The following is a 20,400-nucleotide window of genomic DNA, read 5'->3' as shown; positions in this document are numbered from 1 at the left end:
GGACATATTAATGAAACGCATGCTTTTTAATGCGACACAGGCAGAAGAACTGCGTGTCGCCATCGTCGACGGGCAAAAGCTCATCGACCTCGATATCGAAACCGTCGGTAAAGAACAGCGCAAGGGCAACATCTACAAGGGCACCATCACCCGGATCGAGCCATCGCTGGAGGCGTGTTTTGTCGACTACGGCACCGACCGTCACGGTTTCCTGCCGTTCAAGGAAGTTTCCCGCAGCTATTTCCAGCAGCACGAAGGCGGCCGTCCGCGTATCCAGGACGTACTGCGTGAAGGCATGCAGGTTGTCGTGCAAGTCGAAAAGGACGAGCGTGGCAACAAGGGTGCCGCGCTGACCACTTACGTGAGCCTCGCCGGTCGCTACGTGGTGCTGATGCCGAACAACCCGCGTGGCGGTGGCGTGTCGCGCCGCATCGAAGGTGAAGAGCGTCAGGAGCTGAAAGACCTGCTGTCGCAGCTGGAGGTGCCGGGCGGCATGAGCCTGATCGCGCGCACCGCCGGTATCGGCCGTTCGCTGGAAGAGCTGCAGTGGGATCTGAACTACCTGCTGCAACTGTGGCGTGCCGTTGACAGCGCCGCCGGTGCCCAGTCCGCGCCGTTCCTGATCCTGCAGGAAGGCAGTCTGGTGATTCGCGCCATCCGCGACTACTACCAGCCTGACATCGGCGAAATCCTGATCGACACCGAAGAAATCTACGAGCAGGCCCGTCAGTTCATGAGTCACGTGATGCCCAACAACGTTGGCCGCGTGAAGCTGTACAAGGATCCGGTGCCGCTGTTCTCGCGCTTCCAGATCGAACACCAGATCGAAACCGCATTCTCGCGCGCCGTGACCCTGCCGTCCGGCGGCGCCATCGTCATCGACCATACCGAAGCACTGGTGTCGGTCGACGTCAACTCGGCGCGTGCCACCAAGGGCTCCGACATCGAGGACACCGCGTTCCGCACCAACCTGGAGGCGGCGGAAGAAATCGCCCGCCAGCTGCGCCTGCGCGACCTGGGTGGCCTGATCGTGATTGATTTCATCGACATGGAAAGCCAGAAAAACCAGCGTGACGTGGAAAACCGCCTGCGCGACGTGCTGAAGCACGACCGTGCCCGCGTGCAGATGGGCAAGCTGTCGCGTTTCGGCCTGCTGGAACTGTCGCGTCAGCGTCTGCAGCCTAGCCTGGGTGAAACCAGTCACGAAGCCTGCCCGCGCTGCCACGGTATCGGCTTCATCCGCGGCATCGAATCCTCGGCACTGCACATCCTGCGCATCATCCAGGAAGAGGCGATGAAGGAAAACACCGGCGCGGTTCACGCGCAGGTGCCGGTCGACGTGGCCACCTTCCTGCTCAACGAGAAGCGCGCCGAGATCTACTCCATTGAAGCGCGCCTGGACGTGGCAGTGGTGCTGATTCCTAACCTGCATCTGGAAACCCCGCACTACAAGATCGTGCGCGTACGCCACGACGATCTGGCAGAGGTCGGTGATGCGCCGAGCTATCAGCGCGTCGAAATGCCGGAAGAGGACGCCTCGCACCCGTTCGGCCAGGAAAAGCCGAAGCTGGAGCGCCAGGAAGCTGCAGTCAAGGGCGTGACCCCGGCGCAGCCGGCGCCGCAGGCTGCCGAGCCGGTGGCAGCACCGGTCGCCGCCGCCCCGGTTGTCGTTGCCGAGCAGGGTCTGCTGGCCCGTGTGGTCGGCTGGTTCAAGTCGGTGCTGTCGCCGGAGCCGCAAGTAGTTGAAACCAAGCCGGTGGTCGAAGAGAAGCGTCCGCAGCGTGAAGCGCGTAATCCGCGCCAGCGTAACGGCGAGCGCCGCAGCAACGGCCGCCGCGAGCGGGAAGAGCGTGCACCGGGTGAAGGCCGTGCCGAACGTCAGGAGCGCCAGCCGCGCAACGACAATCGTCGCAATGAAGTGCGCGAAGAAGGTCAGGCGCAGGCCCGTGCCGAGCGTGCGCCGCGCCGCGAACGCGAACCGCGTGAGCCACGCGATAACGCGAATGCAATGGTGGCGCGCAGCGATGCCGCAGCCGATGGTGCGGTGAAAGAGCAGCGCGACAACCAGCGCAATGAGCGTCGCCGCGAACGCGAGCAGCAGCGTATCGCCAAGGAACAGCAAGTGGTGCAGGCGCCGGAGCTGGAAGCCGAGCAGCCTGTGGTCGATGCCGCGGCCGCGGATGCGGTGGTGGCAGAGGCTGCGGTTGCGCCGGAGCAGGGCGAGCGCGAAGCGCGCGAGCCACGCGAGCGTCGTCGTCGTCGCAGCCGTCGTGACCGTCGCGATGACACGGCCGTGACCGCTGAAGCCGGTGCCGAAGAGTCTGCCGAGCAGCAGGCAACCGAAGTGGTCGCCGATGCCGCTGTGGTGGCCGAGGTGGCGCCCGTTGCCACAGAAGTGGCACAACCGGTTGTTGCGGCTGAAGTGGTAGAAGCCGAAGCCGTCGAAGTCGTTGCTGCCGAACCGGTTGCTCCGGAGTTGGTTGCCGTCGCCGCGGCAGAGCCTGCACCTGAAGAGGTGGTGGCCGTTGCCGAGGTCCAGCCGGAGGAGGTTGCGGCCAACGCTGCGGAAGTGGCTGAGGTGGTTGAAACGCTTGAAGTGGCATCCGCGCCGGTTGAAGCCGTGTCTGCCGAGCCTGTTGTGGCCGCGCCAGTGGCTGCAGAAGAGCCGGCCCCGGTCGCGGTAGAGGTTGCTCCGCAAGCGCCTGTGGCGGTGGTCGAGGCGGTTGCGTCGGCCGGCCTGGTCATGGTGACCACCCGTGCCGCCAGCGAGCTGCCGGAAGTGGTGCAGCCTGAGCCGGAGCTGAAGGGCAAGCGTCGTCGCGAAGTGGTGCGTTCGGCGGAAGAGGACGCGGCGCCTGTTGAACTGGTGCAAGTGCAGACTCAAGCCTCGGCTAACCCGGACGCTTAAGTCGATGCGGACGTCAAGCCCGGAAAATTCATTTTTCGGGCTTGACGAATCGGCAATCGCTGTCTAAACTGCGCACCTCTTTAGGCAATTCCCTGATAGCTCAGTCGGTAGAGCGACGGACTGTTAATCCGCAGGTCCCTGGTTCGAGTCCAGGTCGGGGAGCCACCAATACCCAGCGCAGCAAGCGGTTCGAAGCTGAAACCGGTTGATGACAGCAGTAACAAGTTTGATGTTCCCTGATAGCTCAGTCGGTAGAGCGACGGACTGTTAATCCGCAGGTCCCTGGTTCGAGTCCAGGTCGGGGAGCCACCAACACCTAGCGCAGCAAGCGGTTCGAAGCCGAGCCGGGTTGATGCCAGCAGTAACAAGTTTGATGTTCCCTGATAGCTCAGTCGGTAGAGCGACGGACTGTTAATCCGCAGGTCCCTGGTTCGAGTCCAGGTCGGGGAGCCACCAATACCCAGCGCAGCAAGTGGTTCGAAGCTGAAACCGGTTGATGCCAGCAGTAACAAGTTTGATGTTCCCTGATAGCTCAGTCGGTAGAGCGACGGACTGTTAATCCGCAGGTCCCTGGTTCGAGTCCAGGTCGGGGAGCCAGCAACACCCAGCGCAGCAAGCGGCTCGAAGCCGAGCCGGTTTGATGCCAGCAGTAACAAGTTTGATGTTCCCTGATAGCTCAGTCGGTAGAGCGACGGACTGTTAATCCGCAGGTCCCTGGTTCGAGTCCAGGTCGGGGAGCCAGTAATTAAATGAACCCGCCTTTTGGCGGGTTTTTTGTTTGTTTCGCGCCGCTGGTGCGGGGTCTTGCATGACCGGCGGCGGCGACGGCCTCCTGCACGGTGCCGGGCAGCTTTGCTGCTCTGGTGCTTGGCGCTGCGACTCGACCCTCTGTCATCGGCCGGAAGGCTTGCCGGTGGGGCGGGGTGCCTGCGATCCATGACGCTCGCTGCCACAATGGCGGCTGTGGCTCCCGGTCTGCTTTTCTGGCGTGCTGGCCATGTTCTGTGCCCTTGCTGCGTCGTGGTGTTCTGCGGTGCGCTGTCTGTCGGTGTCTCCGCCGTCATGCGCTGGCTGGCTCAGGGCAGGCCGAGGTTGATTGCGCATGAAAAAGCCCACCTCGAAGGTGGGCTTTTTGCTTGCCGCTGGCGTCGCTTACTTGGCGGCCAGCCAGTCCCTGGCGCTGGCGATGGCCGCGCTCAGGTTTTCCGGCTGGGTGCCGCCGGCCTGGGCCATGTCCGGGCGGCCGCCGCCCTTACCGCCGACCTGCTGTGCCAGATGGTTGACCAGCTCGCCGGCCTTGAAGCGGCCGGTCAGATCCTTGGTGACGCCGGCAATCAGTGCCACCTTGCCGTCGGACTTGCTGCCCAGCGCAATCACGGCGGAGCCGAGCTTGTCCTTCAGCTTGTCGAGCAGGTCGCGCAGCGCGGCGCTGTCGGCGCCTTCCAGCTCGGCAGCCAGCAGCTTGACGCCGTTCACCTCGATGGCTTGCTCCGCCAGGCTGTCGCCGGCAGAGGCGGCCAGCTTGCCCTTGGCGGCGGCCAGCTCCTTCTCCAGTGCCTTCAGTTCGCTTTGCAGCGCGCCGATCTTGTTGAGCACCTCGTCGCTGGTCTGCGCCTTGAGGTTGGCCGCAGCGGCCTTCAGCAGGCTGTCCTGGGCCTGCACGTAGGCCAGTGCGGCTTCGCCGGTCACCGCTTCGATACGGCGCACGCCGGCGGCAACGCCGCCTTCGGCCACGATCTTGAAGAAGCCGATGTCGCCGGTGCGACCAACGTGGGTGCCGCCGCACAGTTCGGCGGAGAAGTCGCCCATCTGCAGCACGCGCACCTCGTCGCCGTACTTCTCGCCGAACAGCGCCATGGCGCCGGCACGGATCGCGTCGTCGTAGCCCATCAGGCTGGCCTTGACTTCGTGGTTGGCCGCGACCACGTGATTGACCACGCGTTCGATCTCGGCGATCTCTTCGGCGCTCAGCGGTTGGCCGTGGGCGAAGTCGAAGCGGGTGCGTTCGGCGTTGACCAGCGAGCCTTTCTGTGCGACGTGGCTGCCCAGTACCTTGCGCAGCGCGGCGTGCAGCAGGTGCGTGGCCGAGTGGTTGCGCGCGGTGGCCAGACGCTTGTGCAGGTCGATGGTGGCCTGCACGGTATCGCCGATGGTGAGGCTGCCCTTGGCCAGGCGGCCGGTGTGGCCGAATACCGCCGACTTGATCTTCTGGGTGTCATTGACGTCGAACAGGGCGCCCACGCCGCCGGCAGCGGAGATCTCGCCGACGTCGCCGACCTGGCCGCCGCCCTCGGCGTAGAACGCGGTGTTGTCCAGCACCACGATGCCTTCTTCGCCTGCGGCCAAGGTCTGCACCGGTTCAGTGCCCTTGTACAGCGCGATCACCTTGGCATCGACGCTGTGCGCGCTGTAGCCGTGGAAGCTGGTATCGGCACCATCGTAGCTGACGTTGCCGGCAACCTTGAACGCGGACGCGGCACGGGCGCGGCTGCGTTGTTCTTCCATCGCACGCTCGAAGCCGTCCATGTCGACCGCGATGTTGCGCTCACGGCAGATGTCGGCGGTGAGGTCGACCGGGAAACCGAAGGTGTCGTACAGCTTGAACACGGTGTCGCCGTCCATCGCGGTCTTGCCGCCGGCAAGCGCGGCGTCAACCAGCGCCATGCCGGTTTCCAGTGTCTCGGCGAACTTGATTTCTTCCTGGCGCAGCGTGTCCTCGATCACTGCCTGTTTCTGGCGCAGCTCGGGGTAGGCGTCGCCCATCTCGGCCACCAGGTCGGCAACGATCTTGTGGAAGAACAGACCCTTCTGGCCCAGCTTGTAGCCGTGGCGGATGGCGCGGCGGGCGATGCGGCGCAGCACGTAGCCGCGGCCGTCGCTGGACGGCAGGATGCCGTCGGCGATCATGAACGAGCAGGCGCGGATGTGGTCGGCGATCACCTTCAGCGACGGCACGCTCTGGCTGTACTCGACGCCGGTTTCGCGAGCAGCGGCGCGCACCAGGCAGGCGAGGGCGTCGGTTTCGTAGTTGGATTTCACGTGCTGCAGCACGGTGGACAGGCGCTCCAGGCCCATGCCGGTATCCACCGACGGTTTCGGCAGCGGGTGCAGGGTGCCGGTCTCGTCGCGGTTGAACTGCATGAACACGTTGTTCCAGATTTCCATGAAGCGGTCGCCGTCTTCGTCCGGGCTGCCCGGCGGGCCGCCGGCGACTTCTTCGCCGTGGTCATAGAAGATCTCGGTACAAGGGCCGCACGGGCCGGTGTCGCCCATGGTCCAGAAGTTGTCGGACGCGTACGGCGCGCCCTTGTTGTCGCCGATGCGGATGATCTTCTCGGCCGGCAGGCCGACGGTCTTGTGCCAGATGTCGTAGGCTTCGTCGTCGCTGGCGTAGACGGTGACCATCAGCTTGTCTTTGGGCAGGTTCAGCCACGCTTCGCCGGTGAGGAATTCCCAGGCGTAGGTGATGGCGTCCTGCTTGAAGTAGTCGCCGAAGCTGAAGTTGCCCAGCATTTCGAAGAAGGTATGGTGGCGCGCGGTATAGCCGACGTTTTCCAGGTCGTTGTGTTTGCCGCCGGCGCGCAGGCACTTCTGGCTGGTGGTGGCGCGGGTGTAGTCGCGCTTTTCGAAGCCGAGGAACACGTCCTTGAACTGCACCATGCCGGCCACGGTGAACATCAGGGTCGGGTCGTTGCCTGGGATCAGGCTGCTGGAGGCAACCACCTGATGGTTTTTCGAGGCAAAGAAGTCGAGGAACTTCTGGCGGATTTCAGCTGTTTTCATCGTGATTTTGTCAGTATCTTCTGTGAATTCGGGTTGCGGCCAACCTTGCGGTGGCGCGGTACAAAAAGCGATGCCCGATTGTGGCAAGCGTGGCCGGTGCTGGCAAGTGCGGCGCGGCCTATTCGTCGTCGCGCTGGCCGCGCAGGACGCGCTGGATGATGTCCATGCCGAAGCCGCGGCTGGCGAGGAAGCGCATCTGCTTCAGCCGCTCCTGCTGGTCGGCCGGCGGCCGGCCGAACTTGCGCTGCCAGATGGCGCGCGCGGTGGCCAGATCGTCCTGCTGCGCCAGTGCGGCGTGGATGGTATCGCGGTCGATGCCGCGTTCGCGCATTTCCTGCGCCAGGCGGCGGCTGCCGTAACGTTGGCCGCGGCTGTTGGCGAAGGCTTCGGCAAAGCGGCTGTCCGATTGCCAGTGTTTGGCCGCCAGCTCGTCCAGCAGCGCGTCGACTTCTTCCTCGCTGTCGGCAAATGGCGCGAGCCGCCGCTTCAGCTCCAGCCGCGAGTATTCGCGGCGGGACAGAAGATCGACGGCTCGCGCCTTCAGGCTTTTTTCAGTGCCGGCCATCAGGCATCGCCATTAGACATCGAAGGTATCGTCGAGCAGTTCTTCTTCGTCGGCCGCGTCATCCTTGTTGGCCACGATCTGCACGCCGACGGTGTCGCGGATCTTGCGCTCGATTTCCTGGGCGATTTCCGGATTGTCCTTCAGCCACTGGCGGGTGTTGTCCTTGCCCTGGCCGATCTTCTGGCCGTTGTAGGCGTACCAGGCGCCGGACTTGCTGATGAAGTCGTGCTCGACGCCCATGTCGATGATTTCGCCTTCGCGCGAGATGCCTTCGCCGTAGAAGATGTCGAACACTGCCTGCTTGAACGGTGGCGACACCTTGTTCTTCACTACCTTGACGCGGGTCTCGTTGCCGATGACCTCTTCGCCCTTCTTGATGCCGCCGATGCGGCGGATGTCCATGCGCACCGAGGCGTAGAATTTCAGCGCGTTGCCGCCGGTGGTGGTTTCCGGGCTGCCGAACATCACGCCGATCTTCATGCGGATCTGGTTGATGAAGATTACCAGCGTGTTGGTGCGCTTGATGTTGCCGGTCAGCTTGCGCAGTGCCTGCGACATCAGGCGCGCCTGCAGGCCGACGTGGCTGTCGCCCATCTCGCCTTCGATTTCGGCCTTCGGCACCAGCGCCGCCACCGAGTCGACCACGATGACGTCGACGCCGCCGGAGCGCACCAGCATGTCGCAGATTTCCAGCGCCTGTTCGCCGGTATCCGGCTGCGAGATCAGCATCTCGTCGACCTTGACGCCCAGCTTTTGCGCGTAGGACGGGTCGAGCGCGTTTTCCGCGTCGATATAGGCGCAGGTGCCGCCCAGCTTCTGTGCCTCGGCGACCACCTGCAGGCACAGCGTGGTCTTGCCGGACGATTCCGGACCATAGATTTCCACCACGCGGCCGCGCGGCAAGCCGCCAACGCCCAAGGCGAGGTCAAGGCCGAGCGAACCGGTGCTGATCACCTGCAGGTTTTCGTGCACCTGGTTGTCGCTCATGCGCATGATCGAGCCTTTGCCGAACTGCTTTTCGATCTGGGCCAGTGCTGCGCTCAGGGCCTTGCTCTTGTCTTCGGAACGCTCCGCCATGCTTGCTCCATTCATTCAACGGTGTGGTGTAAGGGATTGAGTTTGATTATGTACGTTTTCATCTGGCGTGCCAAATAAAAGCGACAGGCAACGATGCGTGCGCGCCACAAGGGCAGGGGCGCGCGGGATATCAAGCGCAGGATTATCGCACAAAACCCCCGGCGGCCAAGCTTGCTTATGGCATAGCCGGCGGCGCAAGTAATGCTTTTGGCGGCAAGCCAAGCTGTGCCAGAATGGCTGCATGTTGAATGAACGTACGCAACGCCTGCTCAAGGTGCTGGTCGAGCGCTATATCGCCGACGGCCAGCCGGTCGCCTCGAAAACCTTGGCCGCAGTCTCCGGACTGGAGCTGTCGCCGGCCTCCATCCGCAACATGCTGGCGGACCTGGAGGCGATGGGCCTGATTGCGTCGCCGCACACCTCGGCCGGACGGGTGCCGACGCAGCGCGGCTACCGCCTGTTCGTCGACCGCCTGATCACCATCCAGCCGCTGGAAGAGCCGATGGTGCAGGAGCTGCGCCACAACCTGCAGCCGGACAGCCCGCAGCGTGTGCTGCAGGCGGCGTCGCAGATGCTGTCGCAGCTGACCCAGTTTGCCGGCGTGGTGATGACGCCGCAGCGCCCGGATGGCGCCTTCCGCCAGATCGAGTTCTTGCGCCTGTCCGAGCGGCGGGTGCTGATGATCCTGGTGACGCAGGAAGGCGATGTGCGCAACCACCTGTTCAATACCCCGCGCGACTACAGCGGCAGCGAGCTGAACGAGGCCGCCAATTTCCTCAACCAGCACTACGCCGGCCAGGCGCTGGCCGGCGTGGTCGAGCGCATGGAGCAGGAGCTGAACTGCCTGCAGGGCGATATCTCCGGTCTGATGACGGCGGCGATCCGTTTCGGCCGCGAAAGCCTCGGCGGCGACGAGGTGATGGTGTCCGGCGAGGGGCAGCTGCTGTGCGTCAACGACTTCGGCGGCGACCTGCAGCGTCTGCGCGAGCTGTTCGACACCTTCCAGCGCAAGACCGAGCTGTTGCAGCTCTTGGAGCAGAGCCGGCAGGCGCCGGGCGTGAACCTGTTCATCGGCGACGAGTCCGGCGTGGTGACGCTGGACGACTGCAGCGTGGTGATCGCGCCGTACCGGCTGGGCAGCCAGGTGGTCGGCACCCTCGGCGTGGTCGGCCCGACGCGCATGGCCTACGAGCGGGTGATCCCCATCGTCGACATCACCGCACGGCTGGTCTCCAGCGCGCTCAATCTCAACGACTAGAATTCACTCACCGGCCGCGGTGCGGCCAACCTTTTGACGGATCCGCCATGTCTTTTCTGCCCAAGATGCTGTTGTCCCTGCTGGCGCTGTGCGCCGCGCTGGCCCGTGCCGATGCCGCCTTTCTGGCGCGCCCGGACGTGCAGCGCTACATCGACGAACAGGTCGCCGCCGGTGCGCTGACGCGACCGGAGCTGGAGGCGGTGTTCGCCAATGTCGAACTCAAACCCAACATCATCAGCATCATGGACCGGCCGTCCACCGCGCGGCCGTGGTACCAGTTCCGCCCCAGTTTCTACAGCGAGCGGCTGATGGGCGAGGGCGTGGCGTTCTGGCAGGCCAACGAGGACGCGCTGCGCCGCGCCGAGCAGCAATACCACGTCGCGCCGGAAATGATCGTCGCCATCATCGGCATCGAGACCCGCTACGGCGCCAACACCGGCAGCTTCCGCCTCGCCGATGCGCTGTCCACGCTGGCCTTCGACTACCCGCGCCGCGCCGCGTTTTTCCGCGACGAGCTGACCGAGCTGCTACTGCTGGCGCGCAGCGAGAACGTCAACGCCTTGTCACTGAAGGGCAGCTACGCCGGGGCGATGGGCCTGCCGCAGTTCATGCCGTCCAGCTTCCGCAAGTGGGCGGTGGATTTCGACGGCGACGGCCATCGCGACATCTGGAACAACCGCGTTGACGCCATCGGCAGCGTCGGCCACTACTTCCGGCTGCACGGCTGGCTGGGCGGCGACGACGTGGTGGTGCCGGCCGAGGTGGCGCCGGGCGAGGCGCTGGACAAGCTGCTGGCCGACAAATTCAACCTGCACTACAGCGTGGCCGAGCTGCGCGCGATGGGGGTGACGCCGCTGGCGCCGGTGCGTGACGATGCCAGGGCGGTGCTGTTCGCGCTGGAAGTGGCGCCGGGCGAGATGCGCTACTGGCTGGGGCTCAACAATTTCTACACCATCACCCGCTACAACAAGAGCACGTTGTACGCGATGGTGGCGCACGAGCTGGCGCAGGAAATCCGCAACCGCTACCTGGCGGCGCGTTTTGCCGTGACGCCTGCTCCCTGAACCGGGCGCAAACTGCTAGAATCGCCCGCCATGACCTATCAAGTTCTCGCCCGCAAATGGCGCCCCAAACGCTTCGCCGATCTGGTCGGCCAGGAGCACGTGGTGCGTGCGCTCAGCAATGCGCTGAAAGAATCGCGCCTGCACCACGCCTACCTGCTGACCGGTACCCGCGGCGTGGGCAAGACCACCATCGCCCGTATCCTGGCCAAGAGCCTGAACTGCGAGACCGGCACCACCGCCGAGCCGTGCGGCGTGTGCCAGGCCTGCACCCAGATTGACGCCGGCCGCTTTGTCGACCTGCTGGAGATCGACGCCGCGTCCAATACCGGCATCGACAACATTCGCGAAGTACTGGAAAACGCGCAGTACACGCCGACCATGGGCCGCTTCAAGGTCTACATCATCGACGAAGTGCACATGCTGTCCAAGAGTGCCTTCAACGCGATGCTGAAGACGCTGGAAGAGCCACCGGCGCACGTCAAGTTCATCCTCGCCACCACCGATCCGCAGAAGGTGCCGGTCACGGTGCTGTCGCGCTGCCTGCAGTTCAGCCTGCGCAACATGACGCCGCAGCAGGTGGCCGGCCATCTGGCGCACGTGCTGGAGACCGAGGGCGTGAGCTTCGAGGCACCGGCGCTGGCGCTGCTCGGCCGTGCCGCCGCCGGCTCGATGCGCGACGCGCTGTCGCTGCTGGATCAGGCCATCGCCTACGGTGTCGGCGACGTGCGCGAAGACGGCGTGCGTGCGATGCTGGGTGCGGTCGACCAGCGCTACCTGTTTGCCCTGCTGGAGGCGCTGGCCGACGCCGACGGCGCGCGCCTGATGCAGGAAGTGGAAACGTTGGCCGCACGCGGCATCGGTTTCGACAGCGCGCTGGCGGAGCTGGCAATGCTGTTGCATCAGCTGGCGCTGGCGCAGACGGTTCCGGCTGCCATCGCTGCCGACGAGCCGGAGCGCGACGCGCTGTTCGCGCTGGCACCGCGCATCGGTGCCGAGGACGTACAGCTTTACTACCAGATCGCACTGCATGGCCGTCGCGACCTGGCGCTGGCACCGGACGAACACGCCGGCTTCAGCATGACCATGTTGCGCATGTTGGCCTTCCATCCGGCGCAAGGTGGCTCCGAGGTGGTGCCGCGTGCCGCTGTACATAACCGCCCGATGCCGGGCGCGCCACAGCTTGCGGCCAACCTTGCACCGGCAACGGCGGCGGTGTCGCCGGCGCGCGCGCTGCTGGCCAATATCGGCGGCAAGCCGGTGGCGACGCCCGCCGCCGCCGCGGAGCCGCTGCCGGCGGCAGAAACGGAACCCGAGCCCGCCCCCGCGGCGGCGCTTGCCGTCGCACCGGCGGCTGACATCGCGCCCGTGGCTCCGGCCGATCTCGCGCCGTGGCACGATGCACCGGTGGCAGCGCCTGCGGTAGCAGTCGTTACGACTGCGCCAACGGTGACGGTGGTCGACGAGGTTGACGCGGCCGATACGACCGACGACGAGATGGTCGAGCTGCCGGCAGCCGGCGACGCCGACGGCGAGCTGGCTGAGTACGCGCTGCTGCAGGCGGAGGCCGATGCCGCGCCGGCACCGCCGGCGGTCGTCGCCTTCGATGGCGACTGGTCGGCGCTGATCGGCCAGTTGGGTGCCCGGATGGGCGCCGCGCGCATGCTGGCGCAGAACGCGGCGCTGAAGCTGTGGGATGGCGAGGTGTTCCACCTCGCGGTGCCGGAGGCCTTCCGCAATATGGCGGGCCGCGATTTTCAGGAAAAACTGCGCACGGTGCTGGGCGAGCACCTGGGCCGTGCGGTGCAGATCAGCGTGTCGATCGAGACGCTGGATGTGGAAACCCCGGCGATGCGGGACGCCCGCTTCAAGCGCGAGCAGCTGGCCGAGGCCAGGCTGATCATGCAAAACGATAAGGTGGTACAGCAACTCGTGCAGGAAATGGGCGCGACCTTGCTGGCCGAGACGATACAACCCGTTCAGGAGTAAGACGATGTTTGGTAAAGCCGGAATCGCGGGTCTGATGAAACAGGCCCAGCAAATGCAGGAAAACATGAAAAAGGCGCAGGAAGAACTGGCCAAGGTCGAGATCGAGGGCCAGTCCGGCGCCGGTCTGGTCAAGGTGGTGATGACCTGCAACCACGACGTGAAGCGCGTCAGCATCGACGACAGCCTGCTGGACGATGCCAAGGAAGACAAGGAAATGCTGGAAGACCTGATCGCTGCGGCGTTTAACGACGCCAGCCGCAAGGCCGACGCACTGTCGCAGGAGCGCATGTCCGGTTTCACCGCCGGCATGAACCTGCCGGCCGGCATGAAGCTGCCGTTCTGATTCAGGTCTGACCAAGGTTGGCCGCAAGCCGCGTGCGCTTGCGGCCAACCTTTTTTGTGATCCACAGGTTACGTCATGAAAAATCCCCCGTCCCTCGATCAACTGATCGCCGCGCTGAAGGTGCTGCCCGGCGTCGGCCCCAAGTCGGCACAGCGCATGGCCTTTCATCTGCTGCAACGCGACAAGGCCGGCGCCGACAAGCTGGCGCGGGCGCTGGATCGGGCGCTGCTCAATCTGCGCCACTGCGAGCGCTGCCACACCTTCAGCGAGACGCCGTTGTGCAATGTCTGCGCCGACGACAAGCGCCGCCAGGAGGTGCTGTGCGTGGTGGAGATGCCGGCCGATTTGCTGATGCTGGAGCAGACCCGCTGCTACGACGGTCTCTATTTCGTGCTGATGGGGCGGCTGTCGCCGATGGACGGGGTCGGCCCCAGGGATATCGACCTGGAACGGCTGATCGCGCGCGCCTGCGACGGCGTGGTGGAGGAGGTGATCGTGGCCACCAACTTCACTGCCGAAGGCGAGGTCACCGCACACCTGATCGCGGAAATGCTGAAGGCGCAGGGGCTGAAGGTGACGCGCATCGCGCGCGGCATGCCGGTTGGCGGCGAGCTGGAGTATGTCGACCCGGGGACGCTGGCGCAGGCGATGTACGAGCGGCGCACGTTGAGTTGAGCGCCTGTCGGCCATGAAAAAGCCGCCCGATCCGGGCGGCTTTTTTTGCGGCCAACCTTGTACTCAGCCCAGCAGCTTGTGCAGGGTTTTCTCGTACACCTGGGACAGCGGCTCGATGTCGTCGACGCTGACGCACTCGTTCAGCTTGTGGATGCTGGCGTTGATCGGGCCGAACTCCACCAGCTCGCGCGCGATGCGCTTGATGAAGCGGCCGTCCGAGGTGCCGCCTGTGGTGTTCAGCTCCGGCTCCACGCCGGCAACCTCGTGGATCGCGCTGCTGATGGCGTCGGTCAGCGCGCCGGGCGCGGTCAGGAACGGGTTGCCGGACAGCAGCCAGTGTAGCTCGTAGGCCAGGCCGTGCTGGTCCAGGATCTGGTGCACGCGGTCCTTCAGCGTCTCGGCGGTGTGTTCGGTGGAGAAGCGGAAGTTGAACTTGATGTCGCAGCTGCCGGGGATGATGTTGGTGGCGCCGGTGCCGGCGTGGATGTTGGAAATCTGCCAGCTGGTCGGCGGGAAGTACTCGTTGCCGTGATCCCACACCTCGGCCGCCAGCGCCGCCAGTGCCGGCGCCGCCAGGTGTACCGGGTTCTTGGCCAGCTGCGGGTAGGCGATGTGGCCCTGGATGCCGTGCACGATCAGGTGGCCGGACAGCGAGCCGCGGCGGCCGTTCTTGATGGTGTCGCCGAAACGCTGCGACGAGGTCGGCTCGCCGACGATGCAGTAGTCGATCGTGTCGCCGCGTGCCTCCAGCGCATCCACCACGCGCACGGTGCCGTCGGTGGCGATGCCTTCCTCGTCGGAGGTGATCAGGAAGGCGATGGTGCCCTTGTGCTGCGGGTTGGCCGCGACAAAGCGCTCACTGGCGGTGATGAAGGCGGCCAGCGACGCCTTCATGTCGGCCGCGCCGCGCCCGAACAGGTGGCCGTTGCGGATTACCGGCTGGAACGGGTGGCTGTCCCACTGGTCGACCGGGCCGGTGGGCACCACGTCGGTGTGGCCGGCAAAGCACAGTAGCGGCGCGCCGTGGCCGCGATGCGCCCAGAAGTTGCTGACGTCGCCGAAGGGCATGCGCTCGATGGTGAAGCCGAGGTCTTCCAGGCGCGCAATCATCAGCTCCTGACAGCCTTCGTCGCGCGGGGTGATCGAGTCCAGGGCGATCAGGGTTTGGGTCAGTTCCAGGGTTGTACTCATTTGCCGAATGCCTCCTGGTAGTCGGCTTCCTTGAAGCCGAGGCGCAGCTTGCCGTCATGCTCCAGCACCGGGCGTTTGATCAGCGACGGCTTGCAGATCAGCAGGTCGATGGCGCTGGCCGGGATGGTCGCTAGTGCTTTCTCGGCGTCGCTGAGCGCGCGCCAAGTGGTGCCCTTGCGGTTGATCACGTGTTCGAGGCCGAGGCTGTCTATCCATTGCGCCAGCTTGTCGGCGGCGATGCCCTGTTTCTTGAAGTCGTGGAAGGCGTAGTCGATGCCCTGCGCGCTGAGCCATTGGCGGGCTTTTTTGACGGTGTCGCAGTTGGGAATGCCGTAAAGGGTAATCATGGTGGGTGTAATCGTCGGCTGTGGTTCAGTGGGATAGGGTAAAGCCGGCAAAGCTTTCGCCGTCGTCCGGCTTGCTGTCTTCCGGCTTGCTGTTGTCGTGGTTGATCAGCCAGTACAGGTTGGTCGGCGAGTCGGCGTTGTGCAGCGCTTCTTCCAGCGAGATCAGACCGTCCTTGTACAGGCGGAACAGCGACTGCTCGAAGGTCTGCGCGCCCTCGGTCATGCTGGCCTCGATCGCCTCCTTGATCTTGTCGATCTCGCCGTTGCGGATCAGGTCGGCAATGTGGGTGGTGTTGATCAGGACTTCCAGCGCCGGTCGGCGTTTGCCGTCCTTGGCGGGGATCAGGCGCTGCGAGACCACGGCCTTCAGCGCGGCCGACAGGTCCATCAGCAGCGCGTTGCGGTTTTCCAGCGGGAAGAAGCTGATGATGCGGTTCAGCGCGTGATAGCTGTTGTTGCCGTGCAGGGTGGAGATGCACAGGTGGCCGGATTGCGCGTAGTTGATGGCGTGGGTCAGCGTTTCGGCGTCGCGGATCTCGCCGATCATCAGCACGTCCGGCGCCTCGCGCATCGCGCTCTTCAGCGCGTTGTGGTAGCTGTGGGTGTCGACGCCGATTTCGCGCTGGTTTACCAGTGAGCGCTTGTGTTCGAAGATGAACTCGATCGGGTCTTCCACCGTCAGGATGTGACCGGTCTGCGTCTGGTTGCGCTGTTCGATCATCGCCGCCACCGTCGAGCTCTTGCCGGAGCCGGTGGCGCCGACGACAAAGATCAGGCCGCGCTTGAGCGAGGTCAGCTCCTTCAGCGTTTCCGGCAGGTTGAGCTGACCCAGCGACGGGATCTTCGGTGCGATGTAGCGGATGACGATGCCGATGCTGCCGCGCTGGCGGAAGATGTTGACGCGGTAGTTGCCCAGCTCGTCCACCGCGGTGCCGAAGTTCATCTCCAGCTCGCGTTCGAATTCGTCGATCTGCTCCGGACTCATCAGGCTGTGGGCGAGGCGCTGCACGTTGTCCGCGCTCAGCGGCTTGTCGTTGACCGGCAGGGTGTGGCCGTCGATCTTGATCTGCGGTGGGGCGCCGCAGCTGAAAAACAGGTCGCTGGCCTTCTTGTCGGCCATCAGTTTCAGGAACGGAAGCATGAGCATGGTTGCAGGTTGCCTTCTTGGTCGCCTCGGGTGGCGCTAGTCTAGCCCGAATGGTAGCCGGCTGTAGAGAGTCCGGCCATGAAAAAACCCGCCAGGCGGCGGGTTTGTCGGTGACGGGCGTGGGGACGTCAGGCGCGCAGTGCGCGGCGCAGGATCTTGCCGACGTTGGTTTTCGGCAGCTCGTTGCGGAACTCGACCGCCTTGGGCACCTTGTAGCCGGTCAGGTTGGTCTTGCAGTACTCGATGATGTCCTTCTCGCTCAGGCCCATGTCCTTGCGCACCACGAAGACCTTGACCACCTCGCCGGACTTGTCGTCGGGAACGCCGACGCAGGCCACTTCCAGCACTCCAGGGTGCATGGCCACCACGTCCTCGATCTCGTTCGGATAAACATTGAAGCCCGATACCAGGATCATGTCCTTCTTGCGGTCGACCAGCTTCACGAAGCCGTCGTCGGTGATCACTGCAATGTCGCCGGTGGCGAGGAAGCCCTGGCTGTCGAGGACCTTGGCAGTTTCGTCCGGGCGGTTCCAGTAGCCTTTCATCACCTGCGGGCCGCGGATGCACAGCTCGCCAGCCTCGCCACGCGCCACCGGCTTGCCGTCGTTGTCACGCAGCTCGATCTCGGTGGAGGGCACCGGCACGCCGATGGTGCCGTTGTATTCCTTCAGGTCCAGCGGGTTGATGCAGGCGGCGGGGCTGGTTTCGGTCAGGCCGTAGGCTTCGATCAGCGGCGTGCCGGTGACCTGCTTCCACTTGTCCGCTACCGCCTTCTGCACGGCCATGCCGCCGCCCAGCGCCAGGCGCCAGGTGGAGAAGTCGACGGTCTTGAACTCCGGATGGTTGAGCAGCGCGTTGAACAGGGTGTTGACGCCGGTCATCGCGGTGACCTTGTACTTCTTCAGCTCCTTGATGAAGCCGGGAATGTCGCGCGGATTGGTGATCAGCACGTTGAGGGCGCCCAGCTCGGTAAACACCATCAGGTTCGCGGTCAGCGAGAAGATGTGGTACAGCGGCAAGGCGGTGATGATGATTTCCTGGCCTTCGCGTACCGCTGGTTTGACCCATTCGCCGGCCTGCAGCATGTTGGCGACGATGTTCTTGTGCAGCAGCATCGCGCCCTTGGCGACACCGGTAGTGCCGCCGGTGTACTGCAGGAAGGCGATGTCGTCGTGGCCGAGGGCGACCTTGCGCAGTGGCTGCTTGCTGCCCAGTGCCAGCGCATCGTTGAAACGGGTGTGGGCGGGCAGCTGCCATGGCGGTACCATCTTCTTGATCTTGCGCACCACGAAATTGACGATCAGCGACTTGGGGAAGCCAAGCAGGTCGCCGATGGCGGCTACCACCACGTTTTTTACCGGGGTGCGCGCAATCACGTCCTCCAGAACGCCGGCAAAGTTCTCCAGAATGACGATGGTCTCGGCACCGGCGTCCTTCAGCTGGTGTTCCAGCTCGCGCGGGGTGTACAGCGGGTTGACGTTGACCACGGTGCAGCCGGCACGCAGGATGCCGAACACCGCCACCGGATACTGCAGCAGGTTGGGCATCATGATGGCAACGCGCGCGCCCTTGGTCAGCTGCAGGGTATTCTGCAGGTAGGAGGCGAAATTGGCCGACAGGGTGTCCAGCTCGCCGTAGCTCAGCATCTTGTCCATGCAGGCCATGGCGGGTCGGTCGCGGAACTTGTTGACGCTGCGTTCGAAAACCTCGACCACCGACTGGAATTCGTCGATGTCTATCTCATGGGCAACGCCGGCTTGGTAGTTTTTTAGCCAGATCTTTTCCATAACGTGTGGCTTCTCCATCGTGCTGTTTATTTGATGCCGCGGCCGAGCCCCTCGGTGCGGTGTGTTGTATCTGTATTTTTTAGCATTATCCAAAGCTGCATTCCAAACAGTTGTTTGGAATCGATACAAATGTACAGGATGTCGCCGCCAGTGCAAAGCGAGGGCACCGGCATGTACTTGGCGCATTGGTTTTCATCTATCGTGAAATCAGGTATAATCGCGCCATTTTAAGGGATGGGCGGTTCGCCCATTTTTCATTTCTGGAATCGAATGCCCATGGATGTACGTTTGCTGCTTGAGAATACGCTGCCCGGTCTGGGGTATGAACTGGTTGATTTTGAATTGACCCCCGGTGGTGGTTTCCGCGTATTCATCGACAAACCAGGCGGTATTACGGTCGAGGATTGTGTCAGCACCAGTAATCACCTGACACGCCTGTTCATGGTTGAAAACATCGACTATGACCGACTGGAAGTGTCCTCGCCGGGCCTTGATCGCCCCTTGAAGAAGGAGGCGGACTATGTGCGCTTCCAGGGGAGCCTGGCCAAGGTAAGAACCCGTTTGCCGGTCGAGCAGCAGAAACGCTTCATGGGCCGTATCGCGGGCATCCAGGACAGCGTTTTGCAGCTTCAGCTCGAAGATGGTCGCATTGTGGCCATTCCCCTGTCCAATATCGACAAAGCCAGGCTGGAGCCTGAGTTCTGATCGGGCAGGATGTTGGCCGCATATATAAGGTAAAGAAAAAATTCGGAGGGTTGGATGAGTCGTGAAATCTTGTTGCTGGTGGATGCACTGGCAAGTGAAAAGAACGTCAGCCGTGAAGTGGTGTTCGGTGCGCTGGAACTGGCCCTGGCCTCGGCGACCAAAAAGAAGTTCAATGAAGACGAGCTGGATATCCGTGTCGAGATCGATCGCCACACCGGCCAGTACCATACTTTCCGCCGCTGGACCGTGGTCGATGCCGAAGCGCTGGAATTCGAAGACCGCGAGCTGAGCCTGGAAGAGGCGCGCGAGCGTGATCCGTCCATCGAGCTGCACGGCGTGATCGAAGAACCGATGGAAGCGGTCGAGTTCGGCCGTATCGGTGCCCAGGCCGCCAAACAGGTCATCCTGCAGAAAATCCGCGACGCCGAGCGTGAACAGCTGCTGAACGAATTCCTGCAGCGTCGCGAGAGCATCGTGGTCGGTACCATCAAGCGTATCGAACGCGGCAATGCCATCGTCGAGTGCGGTCGTCTGGAAGCGGTGCTGCCGCGTGACCAGATGATCCCCAAGGAAAACCTGCGTGTCGGTGACCGCGTCAAGGCCTACCTGATGCGTGTCGACCGTCAGGGCCGTGGTCCGCAGCTGATCCTGTCGCGTACCGCCCGCGAATTCCTGGTGCAGCTGTTCGAGCTGGAAGTGCCGGAAATCGAGGAAGGCACACTGGAGATCAAGGAAGCTGCACGTGATCCTGGCCTGCGCGCCAAGATGGCGGTGAAGTCCAACGATCCGCGTCTGGATCCGCAAGGCACCTGCATCGGCATGCGCGGTTCGCGCGTGCAGGCGGTGACCCAGGAGCTGGCCGGCGAGCGCATCGACATCGTGCTGTGGTCGCCGGACCCTGCCCAGTTCGTCATCAACGCGCTGTCGCCTGCCGAAGTCAACCGCATCATGATCGACGAAGACAACCACAATATGGACGTGGTGGTCGAGGAAGAACAGCTGGCACTGGCCATCGGCCGCAGCGGCCAGAACGTGAAGCTGGCTGCCGAACTGACCGGCTGGGGACTGAACATCCTGACCGTGACCGAAGCGGAAGAAAAGCATCTGGAAGAAGATGCCAAGCTGCGTGAGCACTTCATTCAGCATCTTGGTGTCGATGAAGACATGGCCAACCTGCTGGTGCAGGAAGGTTTTGCTACGCTGGAAGAAGTGGCGTATGTGCCAGTGGCGGAAATGCTGGAAATCGAAGGTTTCGACGATGCGCTGGTGAATGAACTGCGCAGCCGGGCCCGCGATGCCATCCTGACCCTGGCCATTGCCTCGGAAGAAAAAGTGGAAGAAGTGGCCGACGAGCTCAAGGATCTGGAAGGTCTGGATGCCGAGCTCTTGCGCAAGCTGGCCGAAAACGGCGTGACTAACCGTGACGACCTGGCCGATCTCGCCGTTGACGATCTGGTCGACATGACCGGCATGGAGTCCGAGGCTGCCCGCGCCTTGATTATGAAGGCTCGTGAGCACTGGTTTGACCAGTAAGGCCCGGAACGATTGCTAGAGGAATTAGGAA

General features: G+C 63.7%; 15 protein-coding genes and 5 tRNA genes. 13 read left to right on the top strand and 7 right to left on the bottom strand.

Going from position 1 to position 20,400, the window contains the following annotated elements; translation table 11 throughout:
- Positions 1-10: 10 nt before the first annotated feature.
- The 6 genes from PQU96_RS06785 (at position 11) to PQU96_RS06760 (ending at position 3,649) form a co-directional block, all read left to right on the top strand.
- A complete protein-coding gene (locus PQU96_RS06785) occupies positions 11-2,908 on the top strand; it encodes an Rne/Rng family ribonuclease (RefSeq protein ID WP_272771512.1) in 2,898 nt (965 codons plus the stop codon).
- A gap of 89 nt (positions 2,909-2,997) precedes the next feature.
- Positions 2,998-3,073: transfer RNA gene (locus PQU96_RS06780), tRNA-Asn, on the top strand.
- Positions 3,074-3,141: 68 nt separating this feature from the next.
- Positions 3,142-3,217, top strand: a tRNA-Asn gene (locus PQU96_RS06775).
- A 68-nt stretch (positions 3,218-3,285) separates the two neighbouring features.
- A tRNA-Asn gene (locus PQU96_RS06770) sits at positions 3,286-3,361 on the top strand.
- Positions 3,362-3,429: 68 nt separating this feature from the next.
- Positions 3,430-3,505: transfer RNA gene (locus tag PQU96_RS06765), tRNA-Asn, on the top strand.
- A gap of 68 nt (positions 3,506-3,573) precedes the next feature.
- Positions 3,574-3,649, top strand: a tRNA-Asn gene (locus tag PQU96_RS06760).
- Positions 3,650-4,060: 411 nt separating this feature from the next.
- Here PQU96_RS06760 and alaS read toward each other — a convergent pair.
- The 3 genes from alaS to recA all read right to left on the bottom strand — a co-directional run bounded on the left by alaS (position 4,061) and on the right by recA (position 8,333).
- Entirely contained in the window at positions 4,061-6,691 is a 2,631-nt protein-coding gene (alaS, locus tag PQU96_RS06755) for an alanine--tRNA ligase (protein ID WP_272771511.1), read from the bottom strand.
- Positions 6,692-6,809: 118 nt separating this feature from the next.
- A complete protein-coding gene (gene recX, locus PQU96_RS06750; protein WP_272771510.1) occupies positions 6,810-7,256 on the bottom strand; it encodes a recombination regulator RecX in 447 nt (148 codons plus the stop codon).
- 12 nt (positions 7,257-7,268) lie between these two features.
- Complete coding sequence (gene recA / locus PQU96_RS06745) at positions 7,269-8,333, bottom strand: recombinase RecA (protein ID WP_272771509.1); 1,065 nt, start codon at positions 8,331-8,333, stop codon at positions 7,269-7,271.
- A gap of 241 nt (positions 8,334-8,574) precedes the next feature.
- Here recA and hrcA point away from each other — a divergent pair, with 241 nt between their 5' ends.
- From hrcA to recR, 5 genes are all read left to right on the top strand, one after another.
- The gene (gene hrcA / locus PQU96_RS06740; protein WP_272771508.1) at positions 8,575-9,591 is read left to right on the top strand and encodes a heat-inducible transcriptional repressor HrcA; all 1,017 of its coding nucleotides are present in this window, start codon (positions 8,575-8,577) and stop codon (positions 9,589-9,591) included.
- Between the two features lie 47 nt (positions 9,592-9,638).
- On the top strand, positions 9,639-10,655 hold the full coding sequence (gene mltB / locus PQU96_RS06735) for a lytic murein transglycosylase B (RefSeq protein WP_272771506.1): 1,017 nt from the start codon (positions 9,639-9,641) through the stop codon (positions 10,653-10,655).
- Positions 10,656-10,685: 30 nt separating this feature from the next.
- Entirely contained in the window at positions 10,686-12,641 is a 1,956-nt protein-coding gene (gene dnaX, locus PQU96_RS06730; protein WP_272771504.1) for a DNA polymerase III subunit gamma/tau, read from the top strand.
- 4 nt (positions 12,642-12,645) lie between these two features.
- Entirely contained in the window at positions 12,646-12,984 is a 339-nt protein-coding gene (locus PQU96_RS06725; RefSeq protein ID WP_047967065.1) for a YbaB/EbfC family nucleoid-associated protein, read from the top strand.
- Between the two features lie 75 nt (positions 12,985-13,059).
- Entirely contained in the window at positions 13,060-13,659 is a 600-nt protein-coding gene (gene recR / locus PQU96_RS06720; RefSeq protein ID WP_272771503.1) for a recombination mediator RecR, read from the top strand.
- 63 nt (positions 13,660-13,722) lie between these two features.
- Here recR and dapE read toward each other — a convergent pair whose 3' ends face one another.
- From dapE to PQU96_RS06700, 4 genes are all read right to left on the bottom strand, one after another.
- A complete protein-coding gene (gene dapE, locus PQU96_RS06715) occupies positions 13,723-14,850 on the bottom strand; it encodes a succinyl-diaminopimelate desuccinylase (protein ID WP_272771502.1) in 1,128 nt (375 codons plus the stop codon).
- Entirely contained in the window at positions 14,847-15,197 is a 351-nt protein-coding gene (locus PQU96_RS06710; protein WP_272771501.1) for an ArsC family reductase, read from the bottom strand. The genes dapE and PQU96_RS06710 overlap by 4 nt, the downstream gene beginning before the upstream one ends.
- Before the next feature lie 25 nt (positions 15,198-15,222).
- Positions 15,223-16,344 (bottom strand): PilT/PilU family type 4a pilus ATPase, encoded by a 1,122-nt coding sequence (locus PQU96_RS06705; protein WP_272771500.1) that lies wholly within the window; start codon positions 16,342-16,344, stop codon positions 15,223-15,225.
- A gap of 128 nt (positions 16,345-16,472) precedes the next feature.
- Positions 16,473-18,131, bottom strand: coding sequence for a long-chain-fatty-acid--CoA ligase (locus tag PQU96_RS06700; protein ID WP_272771499.1), 1,659 nt, complete (start codon positions 18,129-18,131; stop codon positions 16,473-16,475).
- Positions 18,132-18,407: 276 nt separating this feature from the next.
- On the opposite strand from PQU96_RS06700, the gene rimP reads away from it, so the two are divergent.
- Together rimP and nusA are read left to right on the top strand one after the other, a co-directional pair.
- The gene (rimP, locus tag PQU96_RS06695; RefSeq protein WP_047967078.1) at positions 18,408-18,836 is read left to right on the top strand and encodes a ribosome maturation factor RimP; all 429 of its coding nucleotides are present in this window, start codon (positions 18,408-18,410) and stop codon (positions 18,834-18,836) included.
- Between the two features lie 54 nt (positions 18,837-18,890).
- Complete coding sequence (gene nusA / locus PQU96_RS06690) at positions 18,891-20,369, top strand: transcription termination factor NusA (protein ID WP_272771497.1); 1,479 nt, start codon at positions 18,891-18,893, stop codon at positions 20,367-20,369.
- The last annotated feature ends 31 nt before the right edge of the window (positions 20,370-20,400 follow it).

This window comes from Vogesella margarita (genome assembly GCF_028548475.1).
GTDB lineage: Bacteria > Pseudomonadota > Gammaproteobacteria > Burkholderiales > Chromobacteriaceae > Vogesella > Vogesella margarita.
This window is presented reverse-complemented; position numbering and strand designations above follow the sequence as displayed.

What these genes read in the sequence shown, in the direction of transcription:
- PQU96_RS06785 (WP_272771512.1), top strand. Translation starts at nt 11, where the DNA reads ATGAAACGCATGCTTTTTAATGCGACACAGGCAGAAGAACTGCGTGTC.
- alaS (WP_272771511.1), bottom strand. Translation starts at nt 6,691, where the DNA reads ATGAAAACAGCTGAAATCCGCCAGAAGTTCCTCGACTTCTTTGCCTCG.
- recX (WP_272771510.1), bottom strand. Translation starts at nt 7,256, where the DNA reads ATGGCCGGCACTGAAAAAAGCCTGAAGGCGCGAGCCGTCGATCTTCTG.
- recA (WP_272771509.1), bottom strand. Translation starts at nt 8,333, where the DNA reads ATGGCGGAGCGTTCCGAAGACAAGAGCAAGGCCCTGAGCGCAGCACTG.
- hrcA (WP_272771508.1), top strand. Translation starts at nt 8,575, where the DNA reads ATGTTGAATGAACGTACGCAACGCCTGCTCAAGGTGCTGGTCGAGCGC.
- mltB (WP_272771506.1), top strand. Translation starts at nt 9,639, where the DNA reads ATGTCTTTTCTGCCCAAGATGCTGTTGTCCCTGCTGGCGCTGTGCGCC.
- dnaX (WP_272771504.1), top strand. Translation starts at nt 10,686, where the DNA reads ATGACCTATCAAGTTCTCGCCCGCAAATGGCGCCCCAAACGCTTCGCC.
- PQU96_RS06725 (WP_047967065.1), top strand. Translation starts at nt 12,646, where the DNA reads ATGTTTGGTAAAGCCGGAATCGCGGGTCTGATGAAACAGGCCCAGCAA.
- recR (WP_272771503.1), top strand. Translation starts at nt 13,060, where the DNA reads ATGAAAAATCCCCCGTCCCTCGATCAACTGATCGCCGCGCTGAAGGTG.
- dapE (WP_272771502.1), bottom strand. Translation starts at nt 14,850, where the DNA reads ATGAGTACAACCCTGGAACTGACCCAAACCCTGATCGCCCTGGACTCG.
- PQU96_RS06710 (WP_272771501.1), bottom strand. Translation starts at nt 15,197, where the DNA reads ATGATTACCCTTTACGGCATTCCCAACTGCGACACCGTCAAAAAAGCC.
- PQU96_RS06705 (WP_272771500.1), bottom strand. Translation starts at nt 16,344, where the DNA reads ATGCTCATGCTTCCGTTCCTGAAACTGATGGCCGACAAGAAGGCCAGC.
- PQU96_RS06700 (WP_272771499.1), bottom strand. Translation starts at nt 18,131, where the DNA reads ATGGAAAAGATCTGGCTAAAAAACTACCAAGCCGGCGTTGCCCATGAG.
- rimP (WP_047967078.1), top strand. Translation starts at nt 18,408, where the DNA reads ATGGATGTACGTTTGCTGCTTGAGAATACGCTGCCCGGTCTGGGGTAT.
- nusA (WP_272771497.1), top strand. Translation starts at nt 18,891, where the DNA reads ATGAGTCGTGAAATCTTGTTGCTGGTGGATGCACTGGCAAGTGAAAAG.